This window comes from Pseudomonas sp. SWI36 (assembly GCF_002948105.1).
GTDB classification, from domain to species: domain Bacteria; phylum Pseudomonadota; class Gammaproteobacteria; order Pseudomonadales; family Pseudomonadaceae; genus Aquipseudomonas; species Aquipseudomonas alloputida.
The window spans coordinates 6,084,699-6,096,613 of the sequence record NZ_CP026675.1 but is presented as its reverse complement, the minus strand read 5'-3'; the positions used below and the strand labels follow the sequence as shown (position 1 = coordinate 6,096,613).

The following is an 11,915-nucleotide window of genomic DNA, read 5'->3' as shown; positions in this document are numbered from 1 at the left end:
CAAGCCATAACAACAACGATGCCCCGTTACATTTCAGTCCTGCCAACCCAAAACTCTAAAAATGAGGCGGCAAATGGAAAGCATCGGCACCTATGTCATCTACGTCATCATGGTGTGCGCGGTACTGGGTGCCGTGGCATCCATCTACAACCCCGAAGGCGAACTGGGCCAGGAGTTCATCGCCGGCCTGCACAGCATCGGCCCCATCTTTATCCCGGTAGCCGGCATCATGGCGGCGATCCCGTACATTTCAGCTGGTATCAGTCATGTGATCGCGCCACTGTTCCAGGCCATCGGGGCCGACCCTGGCATCGCCGGTCCCATCTTCATCGCCTCGGACATGGGCGGCTACCAGTTAGCCAAAGCGCTGGCGCAAAGCCAGGAAGGCTGGATCCTCGGCCTGATCACCGGCTTTCAGTGCGGCGCCACCATCATCTTCGTCATTCCGGTCGGGTTGGCCATGCTGCGCAAGGCCGACCACAAGTACATGGCACTGGGGATCATGGCCGGGCTGCTGACCATTCCGCTGAGCATCATGATCATTGCCATGACCATGCAGGCGCTTGGCCTGAGCGTGCGTCCGGACATCGCTACCACTGGCGGCGCTACCCAGGCACTGCACTTCACCTGGGCAATGCTGCTGCGCAACCTGATGCCGTTGATCCTGTTTTGCATTGCCCTGGCAGCAGCATTGCGCTACTTCCCCACACTGATGGTGTACCTGTTCCTCAAGCTCGGCCAGTTCATGTACATCGCCGTGGTTCTGGTGCTGGTAGCGTCCATCGTGCAGTACTTCACCGGCCTGTTCAGCCACCTGTTCGGCAGCTGGGGTTTTGCGCCGATCATCGCCGATGCCGATGATCAGTTTCGCGCCTTGGAAATTGCTGGCTACATCGGCCTGATGCTGTGCGGGGCGTTCCCCATGGTGCACTTGCTCAAGCGCTTCCTGGCGCGGCCAATCGAACGGGTGGCCTCGCGCTTTGGCATGTCTGGTGTCGGTGCGGCCGGGGTATTGGCGGCCTCGGCGAATATCCTGGCCATGTTTCGCTTGGTCAGCGAAATGCCGCCCAAGGACAAGGTATTGGTGATCGCTTTCTCTGTGTGCGCCGCGTTCACCTTTGGCGACCACATGGCCTTCTCCGCCAACTTCCAGCCCTCGCTGATACTGCCGTTGATGATAGGCAAACTCAGTGGCGGCCTGATCGCCATGCTGCTGGCCAGTTGGCTGGCGGTGCCCAAGGCGCAGGAGTTGGGGCGTCAGGACGCTGCCGCAGGTGTCTGCAAGGGGGTGGCCGAGCCGTCCTGAGCAAAAGCGTCATGCGCATGATCCGGAGCGTCCTGGGCGCTCCGGATTTTGTGTTTTTAACCGATCAAGGCGGTAAGGTCATGCAGGCCTTCGGTGCATGAGCGTGTGGTGAACAATGACAAAAGATGAGGCAAACGAGTTGGCAGCGGTGATCGAGGCGATCGGCAGCGAACAGCTGGGACCGGCGCTGGATGCGTGGCTGCGCAGCAAGCTGACGTTCGACATGAGTTGCGCCTACCTGTTCCAGTTCAATCAACCAGCACTGCTGGTGCATAACGGGTACAACCGTACGGTCACGGAGCGTACGTTGAACGCCTACGTGCGCGGCGGCTACCTGCTTGACCCGTTCTACGTTGCTTGCGTCAACGAGCACCCAGCCGGGCTATGGCGCATGAGCGAACTGGCACCTGACTGCTTCTTCTCTTCAGGGTTTGCCATTTCCAAGGACATCCACCCCTGCGTGTCGTCCGACTATGGGACGGCGGTGGATGAGGTGGGCTTCATCATTCCCCTTCGGCCCCGGTTGGCGATCGTCTATTCGCTGATGCGCAACCACGGCAGCGGGGATTTCGGTGCAGGAGAAATGGACCTGTTGGCTGCAATGTCGCCGCTGCTGGCTTCGGTTTTTGGTCAGCACTGTCGATTGCGTTACGCTGATATCCTGCGCGCAGCACCAGAGGGGGTGGTGCTGGAGGACGCCTTCGTAGAGATCTTGCAAGGGCAACTGACTGAAACCCAGCGCCTTATCGCCAAGTTGTTGTTACAGGGGCACAGCAATGCGTCGATTGCGCGGCAGCTGAATATTTCCGATGGGACGGTAAAGGTGCACAAGCACAACATCTATCAGCGCCTGGAAATTTCATCCAACGCCGAACTGTTTCGCCTGTTTATCGATTATCTGGCCAAGGGCTGATACAGCAAGGGGCTGCAAAGCAGCCCCTTGGTGTATCAGGTACAGGTCACCTGAACAGCGGACTCAGGTGCTCGCTGAGGTAGATCCCTTGCGGATCGAGCTGGCGGCGCAGCTTACGGAAGTCCTCGGCACGCGGGTATATTGCACTCACATCTTCACCCGTCAGGAAATGCAGCTTGCCCCAGTGCGGTCTGGCGCCATAGGAACGTAGGATCTGATCCACCGCCCGCAGATAGTCCCAGTAGTCGGTACCCGGCTGGCCGGACACCGAAATGGTCACGCTGTCCTGCTCGAAGAATGGGCTCATCCACGCCCCGTCACCGGCAGTAAAGCGGTACTCGATGGGGTAGATGGCCTTGGGGAAGTCCTCCAGCATCAGCTTGCGCACGGCCCGCAACGCTTCCTTGCTGTGGCGCAACGGCACAGCGTATTCCAGCTCGTGAAAGTTGGGCAGGTACTCGATCGGGTACACATCCGAGCTGTAGGCCACTTTCTCGAACTCGCTTTCCCAGATCGGGTGGCCGGTGATGTCCATGACCTTCACTTCGCAGACATCGGTGGTGCGCCCGCTTGTAGAGGTGGCGGCGGTATCGGGTAGGCAATAGCAATGCCGGCTTTGCTCGTAGGGGCACCAGAAGAAGCTGAAGTGGCGGTGTTTGCGTGCCAGTTCGTCGTGCTTTTCCATCACGCTTTCGAAGTCTTCGCGCCAGATGCGCTCGTGCAGGTTGAAGCTGTCGGTCACCTGCAAGGTCAGTTCGGAAACAATGCCCAGTACGCCCAGCGACACCCGACCCGCTTGTAGCAGGTCAGGGGTGCTTTCGTCGACCACGAGTATTTCGCCATTGGGTTGCACCAGCTTCATGCCGACAATCGACGAGGCCAGGTTGCCGAGGGTCAGACCGGTGCCGTGGGTACCGGTAGTCAATGCGCCTGCAATCGACTGGCTGTCGATGTCGCCCTGGTTGACCATTGATAACCCGGCGGCACGCAATGTCTTGCCCAAGGCATTGATGGTGGTGCCTGCGGCAGCGGTGACGCGCTTCCTCTCGTGGTCGATATGGCGTACGCCGCTCATGTTGGCCAGGGTCAGGTGCAGGCCATTGGTCAGTGCCACTGGGGTGAAGGAATGCCCCGAGCCGGCCACGCGCACGTTCATGCCATTGCTGCTGGCCTGGCTGACCATTGAGCACAGTTCGTCCTCGCTGGCCGGTGCCCCGCGTGCTGTACGGATGCAGGACTGGTTACCGGCCCAGTTGCGCCAGTGCGCGTGTTCAAGGCCGAATTCGTTGATATGCATGTTGTTGGAAGAGGTGCTCACATCGTTCTCCTGCCGGTTGTTCTTGTAATCAGAGGGCGGTGTAGCCATTGTCGGCAAACAGGTGCGCACCGTTTACGAAACTGGCGTCGTCACTGGCCAGGAACAAGGCTGCGCTGGCGACTTCCGAGGGTTGGCACAAGCGCCCCTGGGCGGCAGCGATGGCCTGTTCGCTGACGTCCACGCCATGTTTGCGCAACATATCGATCTCGCGCAGGCCGTGGGCGGTGGCGATGAAGCCCGGGCAGATGGCATTGGCGCGAATGCCTCGGTCGCGAAACTCCACAGCGATAGCCCGGGCGAACATATGGGTGGCACCCTTGCTGGTGCAATACAGCACCTCCATCGGCGTGCCCACCACTGCCGAGATGGATGAAGTGCAGACGATACTGCCGCCGCCGGCCGCGAGCATGCCCGGCAACACCGCGCCGGTGACCAGGAACATGCTCTTCACGTTCACGGCCATGATCCGGTCCCATTCTTCTTCACTGGTTTCCAGGAAGGGCATGGCCGACAGGATGCCCGCGTGGTTCATCAGCACGGTGATGTGGCCGAAGGCCTCTTCTACGGCCGCCACCGCGGCCTTCACTTGTTGTGCGTCCGAGACATCGGCGGCGGCGAAGATGGCCTGGTAACCTGCATCACGCAATCGCCTTGCAACTTCGGCGCCCTTGCTGCCGGGCAGGTCGACAATGCCTACCCTTGCCCCTTCTGCCGCGAACAGCTCCGATGCGGCTAGCCCGCAGCCACCCGCACCGCCAGTGATCAGCGCCACCTTGCCGTTAAGACGTCCAGCCATGTTCGACTCCCGATGATTTTTGATTGACTGTCTTGAGCCCGGGCGTTTCGCGATTCGCGTGCCGGAGCATGAAACAGATCATCGGGAACATCCATATACCGATGGGTATACGGGGCACGCATAGGCAATGGGGCAGGGCTATAGAGTCCCTGTGGGGCCTGCCCGCGAAGCAGGAGAACCGGTGCATAGCACGGGCTTTGCCCGTATTCGCCGGCGCGCCCGCTCCCCACAAGGTGCATGGTGTGTTCATATTGCCTGTTGCTCGATCAACGCCAGGCACCGCTTCACGATCGGGCTTACATCACCCTTGCGCCGGCTGAGGATGATGGGGCTGACGGCGCCGCTATCAAGCAGGCCGACATACTCGATGTCGGGACGGTGCTGCTGCTGTACCGATGCCGGTACCAGGGTCACACCGACGCCAACCGCTACCAGGCCGATGGCGGTCTGCAGTTCGTTGGCCCACTGGCTGACACGAATGCTCATGCCGTGGTGGGCGAACAGCGCCAGCACGTGGTCGGCATAGCTGGGCCGGGGATTGGCCGGGTAGAGGATGAACGCTTCGCCAGCCAGCTGGGCCAGACTGAGCGGGCTGCCCGCCAGGGGGTGGCCCTTGGGCAGCACGGCCACCAGCGGGTCCTCGCACAGCACCTGCTGGTGAATCACCGGGTCGTCGATGCGAATGCGCCCGAAGCCAATGTCGATACGCCCGCTTTTCAGCGCCTCCACCTGTTGCAAGGTGGTCATTTCGTTCAGGCCCAGTTCCAGCTCGCTGTCCTGGCGCAGTTCGCGGATCAGCTCCGGCAGCACGGTGTACAGGGTAGAGGGCGCAAAGCCGATGCCCAGCCACTGGCGCTGGCCCTCGCCGATGCGGCGGGTGTTGTCGCTGATGTTCTGCAACTGCTGCAGCACGGTGCAGGTCTGCTCGTAGAAGAAGCGGCCGGCTTCGGTCAGCCGCAGCGGACGTTCGCGCACCACCAGCAGGGTGCCGAGCTGGTCCTCCAGCTGGCTGATCTGCCGGCTCAGGGGTGGCTGGGCGATGTGCAGCAGCTCGGCGGCGCGGGTGAAGTTCAGGGTCTCGGCCAAGACTTTGAAGTAACGCAGGTGGCGCAGCTCCATCAGACCTCCAGGGTATGGTGGGAGATTCATTTGATATTGGACGGTCGTCAGGGTCTCGCGCAATCCTTCAGCAATCAAGTAAACGCATCACTCGGGCCTGCAACTGAAAGCCCGACCTGACGGGACCTGGCAACAATGACAAGCGTGCTGATTGAACACATAGATGCAATTATCGTCGATCTCCCGACCATTCGCCCGCACAAGCTGGCGATGCACACCATGCAGCAGCAGACCCTGGTGGTATTGCGACTGCGCTGCAGCGATGGCGTGGAAGGCATCGGTGAAGCCACCACCATCGGTGGCCTGGCGTATGGCTACGAAAGCCCCGAAGGGATCAAGGCCAACATCGACGCGTACCTCGCCCCGGCGTTGATTGGCCTGCCGGCAGACAACATCAATGCCGCCATGCTCAAGCTGGACAAGCTGGCCAAGGGCAACACCTTCGCCAAGTCCGGCATCGAAAGCGCCTTGCTCGACGCCCAGGGCAAACGCCTGGGCCTGCCGGTCAGCGAACTGCTGGGTGGCCGCGTGCGTGACAGCCTGGAAGTGGCCTGGACCCTGGCCAGCGGCGACACCGCCCGCGACATCGCAGAAGCCCAGCACATGCTGGACATTCGCCGGCACCGCGTGTTCAAGCTGAAAATCGGCGCCAACCCGGTGGCGCAGGACCTCAAGCACGTGGTCGCGATCAAGCGCGAGTTGGGTGACAGCGCCAGCGTGCGGGTCGACGTCAACCAGTACTGGGACGAGTCCCAGGCCCTCCGCGCCTGCCAGGTATTGGGCGACAACGGCATCGACCTGATCGAGCAGCCGATTTCGCGCATCAACCGCGCTGGCCAGGTGCGCCTGAACCAGCGCAGCCCGGCACCAATCATGGCCGATGAGTCGATCGAAAGCGTCGAGGACGCCTTCAGCCTGGCCGCCGACGGCGCCGCCAGCATCTTCGCCCTGAAAATCGCCAAGAATGGTGGCCCGCGCGCGGTGCTGCGCACTGCACAGATCGCCGAGGCCGCTGGCATCGCCTTGTACGGCGGCACCATGCTCGAAGGTTCGATCGGCACCCTGGCTTCGGCCCATGCATTCCTCACCCTGCGCCAGCTCACCTGGGGTACCGAGCTGTTCGGGCCGCTGCTGCTGACCGAGGAGATCGTCAACGAGCCGCCGCAATACCGCGACTTCCAGCTGCACATCCCCCACACCCCAGGCCTGGGCCTGACGTTGGACGAACAGCGCCTGGCGCGTTTCGCCCGTCGCTGATCAGCAAGCAAGGAGATAATCATGTTGTTCCACGTGAAGATGACCGTGAAGTTGCCGGTCGACATGGACCCGGCCAAGGCCGCCCAGCTCAAGGCCGACGAAAAGGAACTGGCCCAGCGCCTGCAGCGCGAAGGCATCTGGCGTCACCTGTGGCGCATTGCCGGGCATTACGCCAACTACAGCGTGTTCGATGTGCCCAGCGTCGAGGCATTGCATGACACGCTGATGCAGCTGCCGCTGTTCCCGTACATGGATATTGAGGTCGACGGCCTGTGTCGGCATCCCTCGTCTATTCACAGCGACGATCGCTGATTCGCACCTGTATGCCTGACAAGAACAATACGAGGTAAGCACGATGACCGTGAAAATTTCCCACACTGCCGATATTCAAGCCTTCTTCAACCGGGTGGCTGGCCTGGACCATGCCGAAGGAAACCCGCGCTTCAAGCAGATCATTCTGCGTGTGCTGCAAGACACCGCTCGCCTGGTCGAAGACCTGGAGATTACCGAGGACGAGTTCTGGCACGCCGTCGACTACCTCAACCGCCTGGGCGGCCGTAACGAGGCAGGCCTGCTGGCTGCTGGCCTGGGTATCGAGCACTTCCTCGACCTGCTGCAGGATGCCAAGGATGCCGAAGCCGGCCTTGGCGGCGGCACCCCGCGCACCATCGAAGGCCCGTTGTACGTTGCCGGGGCGCCGCTGGCCCAGGGCGAAGCGCGCATGGACGACGGCACTGACCCAGGCGTGGTGATGTTCCTTCAGGGCCAGGTGTTCGATGCCGACGGCAAGCCGTTGGCCGGTGCCACCGTCGACCTGTGGCACGCCAATACCCAGGGCACCTATTCGTACTTCGATTCGACCCAGTCCGAGTTCAACCTGCGTCGGCGTATCATCACCGATGCCGAGGGCCGCTACCGCGCGCGCTCGATCGTGCCGTCCGGGTATGGCTGCGACCCGCAGGGCCCAACCCAGGAATGCCTGGACCTGCTCGGCCGCCACGGCCAGCGCCCGGCGCACGTGCACTTCTTCATCTCGGCACCGGGGCACCGCCACCTGACCACGCAGATCAACTTTGCGGGCGACAAGTACCTGTGGGACGACTTTGCCTATGCCACCCGCGACGGGCTGATCGGCGAACTGCGTTTTGTCGAGGATGCGGCGGCGGCGCGCGACCGCGGCGTGCAAGGCGAGCGCTTTGCCGAGCTGTCATTCGACTTCCGCTTGCAGGGTGCCAAGTCGCCTGACGCCGAGGCGCGAAGCCATCGGCCGCGGGCGTTGCAGGAGGGCTGAGTTCGAGGTTATGTTACTGTGATTTTGCCTGGGGCTTTCCGTGCGGGGAGGCCTCGGGCTTTTTGTCGCCAGGGGCGGGTGATCTAGAATCGTCTTTTTGTTCAGGCCCCCACACCATGCTCCCCATCGCGCTGCTGCCAACCACCATCGACCAGGTGTCGCTGATCCGCAATCTCTACCAGTTCTATTGCTACGAGTCCTCCGACTGGGAACAGGAAGACGTCGAGGCGGACGGCCGTTTCTACATCCACGAGGAGCACCTGCAACGCTACTGGCAGGACGATGGCTGGGGCGCGTATCTGGTGCTGGTGGACGGCTTCATCGCCGGCTTCGTCCTGGTCGAGCGCAGCGAACTGCCTGGCATTGATGCGCAGGAACTTGCCGACCTGTTCATCTTGAAGAAGTACCGTCGCCAGGGCATCGGCCAAGCGGTGGCGTTGCAGTTGCTGGGGGGCGAGGGTGACTGGCTGCTGCGTTGCTACGCACAGGATCTGCCCGCCGTGGCTTTCTGCAATGCCGTGCTGGCGAGCCTGCCGCGGCCGGCGCAGGCTATCGCCCTGGGGGATGAGCCGGACTTGCTCAACTTCCTGGTGACCGGCACCCGCCATTGAGGGCGGGGTGCTTTCGTTCGTCCAGATAAGGGATAGCGCCATTTTTGTGATGTGCTTCACAAAATGCTCGCGAGCGGCATAATGCCACCATCGATTTCCAAGACCCGGCCGCCGCTTGCCGGGGTCCCTTTTCATGCGCTTCGAAGGTTCAGGTAAAGTTCATGTCGCTCGCAGCAAACCCCGACATCATGTACCGGCTGTTGATCCAGAGCGTGGTGGACTATGCCATCTACCTGCTCACCCCTGAAGGTATCGTCGCCAACTGGAACCCCGGCGCCCAGCGCGCCAAGGGGTACCGTGCCGAGGAAATCGTCGGCCAGCACTACTCGCTGTTCTACACCGATGCCGAGCGCGCAGCCGGGTTGCCGGCATTCAACCTGGAGCAGGCGCGCAGCACCGGACGCTTTGAAGAAACGGGTGCACGCCTGCGCAAGGACGGCACGGCCTTCCACGCCCATGTGGTCATCGAAGCGGTGTACGACGATGCCGGGCAACTGGTGGGTTTCGCCAAGGTCACCCGCGACATTTCCGAACGCCACCGTCAGGAGCTCGAATTGCTGCAGGCCAAAGAGCTGGCCGAGCAGTACAGCCAGGAAATGGCCAAGCTGTCGCAGTTTCTCGATTCGGTCATTGCCAACATTCCCGCGAGCGTCATCGTCCAGGACCTGGAAAGCCAGCGCATCCTGTTGGCCAATCAGCAGGCCGAACGCCTGTTTGGCGGGCCTCAGCACAGCATGATCGGCCAGTTGCCCAGGGAATGCCTGGCACCGGCTGCCGGTGACTATCTGGAGCAGCAATTCGTGCGGGGTGCCCGCAGTACCAAGGGGCACGCCGCCGAAACCCGCGTCGATACCGCCCGCGGCCCACGCACACTGCGTAGCCGAACCCTGCTCAGTCAAAACCGCGAAGGGCAGGCCGATTACGTGTTGTTCGTGGCTGAAGACGCCACCGAAGAGCTGGCCGCCCATGCGCAGATCCACCACATGGCGCACCATGACGCGCTCACCGGGTTGCCCAACCGTACGCTGTTCCACGAACGGCTGCGCCAGGCCCTGTTGCGCGGCAGCGAAAACACCAAGCTGACCGCTGCCCTGTGCCTGGACCTGGACAACTTCAAGAACATCAACGACTCCCTTGGCCATGCCTTTGGTGACAAGCTGCTACGCGAGTTGGGCAAGCGTCTGCGCCGCGAACTGCGTGAGCACGACACCTTGGCCCGCCTGGGTGGCGACGAGTTCGCCGTGGTGCTGACGGGCCTGGAGGGGCGGGATGCCGCGTGCAATACCGCGCAGCGCCTGATCAAGGCCATCAGCCCGCCGTTCCGGATCGAAGGGCATCAGTTCGCGGTGGGGGTGAGCATCGGCATCGCCATCGCGCCTGATGACCATGACCAGGCAGAGCAACTGCTGGGCTACGCCGACATGGCGCTGTACCAGGCCAAGCGTAACGGCCGTAATCGTTATGAATGCTTCGATGTCGAACTGGACGTTGCCGCCCGCCAGCGCCGCCTGGTGGAAACCGACCTGCGCACAGCGCTGCACCTGGGGCAGTTGCAGTTGCACTACCAGCCGGTAGTCGATCATCAGACCAGCAGCGTTACCGGTTATGAGGCGCTGCTGCGCTGGGAACACCCGACCCGTGGCATGGTCATGCCGATGGACTTCATCCCCATTGCCGAAGAAACCGGGTTGATCCACGAGCTGGGCAACCGTGCGCTGAACCTGGCCTGCCAGGAGGCGGCCAGTTGGGACAGTGAGCAGACGGTGTCGGTCAACCTGTCGGCGGTGCAGTTCAAGAACGGCGATCTGGTGCATACCGTCGCCCTCGCGCTGGCCGACTCGGGCCTGCCGGCGCAGCGGCTGGAGCTGGAAATTACCGAGTCGGTACTGCTGGGCAACAGCGAGGAAAACGTGCGCACCTTGCGCGCACTGAAAGACCTGGGCGTGTCCATTTCACTGGATGACTTTGGTACTGGCTACTCATCGTTGGGCTACCTGCGTTCGTTCCCGTTCGACCGGATCAAGATCGACAAGTCGTTCGTGCATGACATGTGCGACAGCCGCGAGGCCATGTCGATCATTCGCGCCATTACCGAGCTGTCCAACAGCCTGATGATCAAGACCACGGCCGAAGGCGTGGAGTCGGAGGAGCAGATGCGCCGGCTCGCGGCGGAAGGCTGTTCGCACTTCCAGGGCTACTTTTACGGGCGGCCGGCACCGGCGAGCGAGCGGTTGAAGCAGGTCATCACCCAAGAACAATGACTTGCGCGGCGGCCTCAGCTGTTCCAGTCCGGGGCAAACGGCGGGCTAACCACGCGCTGGTCTTTCGGCAGCCCGGAAATGGCTGCGCGGTCTTCGTCATCCAGCTGCACGGTCAACGCGGCCAGGTTGGCCAGCTGGTTTTCGCGGCTGCTGGCTTTGGGGATCGCCGCCACGCCGTCCTGGTCCAGCAGCCATTTCAGCGCCACCTGGCTGGGCAGCACGCCATGCTTGCGGGCGATCGCCTGGATCACCGGCTGCGCCGCTGCCTGGCCGCGTGCCAGCGGGGTATAGGCGGTGAGCAACAAATCATGGCTGCGGGCGAAGTCGAGTAGCGGTTGCTGGCTGAGCAGAACATGGTATTCCACCTGAATTGCCGACAACGGCGCGCCCAGGGTTTCCACCACCTGGCGCAGTAACCCCAACGGGAAGTTGGCCACGCCAATGTGGCGCGCCTTGCCTTCGTCACGCAGGGCTACCAAGGTGTCGATGCTGCGGGCCAGGTCCCAGTCTTTGCCTGGCCAGTGGATGTGGAACAGGTCGACCTGTTCGGTACCCAGCGCGCGCAGGCTGTCTTCAAGCGACTGACGCATGGCGTTGGGCTCCAGGCGGTCCCACCAGACCTTGGTGGTCAGGTGGATCTGCTCGCGTGGCACGTCGCTGTCGCGCAGCGCCTGGCCAACGGCCGCTTCGTTTTCGTAGGCGGTGGCGGTATCGATGTGCCGGTAACCCACGTCCAGTGCCTGGCGCACGGCCTGGGTGCATTCACTGCCGGTCATTGGCCAGGTGCCCAGGCCGATGGCGGGCAGGTCCAGGCCGGTGCGGGTGCTGAGCCTTTGCATGTAAATTCCTTGTAGGGTGTGCATGGTCGGTCGATGGTCGGCGATCAACCGTGTACGGGCCATGCAGAGAAGGTGGAAAGTGGTCGATCAGCGAACAGAAATTGCACTTGGCCGGGGCAAGCGGCAAATGAACTTCCTTATTCTGCGCCATCTCTTCTAGAATCCCAGCTGTTACATCCGCCAGGCAATGCCTGCGCGGCCTTC

At 62.2% G+C, this 11,915-nt stretch carries 11 protein-coding genes; 7 read left to right on the top strand and 4 right to left on the bottom strand.

Annotated features, from left to right (window positions below):
• Nucleotides 1-73 precede the first annotated feature (73 nt).
• Nucleotides 74-1,306, top strand: a complete 1,233-nt coding sequence (gene eutH, locus C4Q27_RS28885; RefSeq protein ID WP_104887792.1) for an ethanolamine utilization protein EutH — start codon at nucleotides 74-76, stop codon at nucleotides 1,304-1,306.
• A gap of 115 nt (nucleotides 1,307-1,421) precedes the next feature.
• Complete coding sequence (locus tag C4Q27_RS28880; RefSeq protein WP_064493064.1) at nucleotides 1,422-2,219, top strand: helix-turn-helix transcriptional regulator; 798 nt, start codon at nucleotides 1,422-1,424, stop codon at nucleotides 2,217-2,219.
• A 46-nt stretch (nucleotides 2,220-2,265) separates the two neighbouring features.
• On the opposite strand, the gene C4Q27_RS28875 is transcribed toward C4Q27_RS28880, so the two are convergent.
• The 3 genes from C4Q27_RS28875 to catR form a co-directional block, all read right to left on the bottom strand.
• The gene (locus tag C4Q27_RS28875) at nucleotides 2,266-3,537 is read right to left on the bottom strand and encodes a D-arabinono-1,4-lactone oxidase (RefSeq protein WP_017148266.1); all 1,272 of its coding nucleotides are present in this window, start codon (nucleotides 3,535-3,537) and stop codon (nucleotides 2,266-2,268) included.
• Between the two features lie 28 nt (nucleotides 3,538-3,565).
• Nucleotides 3,566-4,333, bottom strand: coding sequence for an SDR family NAD(P)-dependent oxidoreductase (locus tag C4Q27_RS28870; protein WP_012051983.1), 768 nt, complete (start codon nucleotides 4,331-4,333; stop codon nucleotides 3,566-3,568).
• Nucleotides 4,334-4,579: 246 nt separating this feature from the next.
• A complete protein-coding gene (catR, locus tag C4Q27_RS28860; RefSeq protein WP_064493065.1) occupies nucleotides 4,580-5,452 on the bottom strand; it encodes an HTH-type transcriptional regulator CatR in 873 nt (290 codons plus the stop codon).
• A 135-nt stretch (nucleotides 5,453-5,587) separates the two neighbouring features.
• On the opposite strand from catR, the gene C4Q27_RS28855 reads away from it, so the two are divergent.
• The 5 genes from C4Q27_RS28855 (at nucleotide 5,588) to C4Q27_RS28835 (ending at nucleotide 10,872) form a co-directional block, all read left to right on the top strand.
• Nucleotides 5,588-6,709 carry a muconate cycloisomerase family protein gene (locus C4Q27_RS28855; RefSeq protein ID WP_104887791.1) on the top strand — a complete coding sequence of 374 codons (1,122 nt, stop codon included), beginning with the start codon at nucleotides 5,588-5,590 and terminating at the stop codon, nucleotides 6,707-6,709.
• A 21-nt stretch (nucleotides 6,710-6,730) separates the two neighbouring features.
• A complete protein-coding gene (gene catC, locus C4Q27_RS28850; RefSeq protein ID WP_010954550.1) occupies nucleotides 6,731-7,021 on the top strand; it encodes a muconolactone Delta-isomerase in 291 nt (96 codons plus the stop codon).
• A gap of 43 nt (nucleotides 7,022-7,064) precedes the next feature.
• The gene (gene catA / locus C4Q27_RS28845; protein ID WP_104887790.1) at nucleotides 7,065-8,000 is read left to right on the top strand and encodes a catechol 1,2-dioxygenase; all 936 of its coding nucleotides are present in this window, start codon (nucleotides 7,065-7,067) and stop codon (nucleotides 7,998-8,000) included.
• Nucleotides 8,001-8,116: 116 nt separating this feature from the next.
• Nucleotides 8,117-8,611 carry a GNAT family N-acetyltransferase gene (locus C4Q27_RS28840; protein WP_064493066.1) on the top strand — a complete coding sequence of 165 codons (495 nt, stop codon included), beginning with the start codon at nucleotides 8,117-8,119 and terminating at the stop codon, nucleotides 8,609-8,611.
• A gap of 161 nt (nucleotides 8,612-8,772) precedes the next feature.
• Nucleotides 8,773-10,872: a bifunctional diguanylate cyclase/phosphodiesterase gene (locus C4Q27_RS28835; protein ID WP_064493067.1), complete on the top strand. Its 2,100-nt coding sequence runs from the start codon at nucleotides 8,773-8,775 to the stop codon at nucleotides 10,870-10,872.
• 14 nt (nucleotides 10,873-10,886) lie between these two features.
• Here C4Q27_RS28835 and C4Q27_RS28830 read toward each other — a convergent pair whose 3' ends face one another.
• The gene (locus C4Q27_RS28830) at nucleotides 10,887-11,711 is read right to left on the bottom strand and encodes an aldo/keto reductase (RefSeq protein WP_064493068.1); all 825 of its coding nucleotides are present in this window, start codon (nucleotides 11,709-11,711) and stop codon (nucleotides 10,887-10,889) included.
• Nucleotides 11,712-11,915 lie beyond the last annotated feature (204 nt).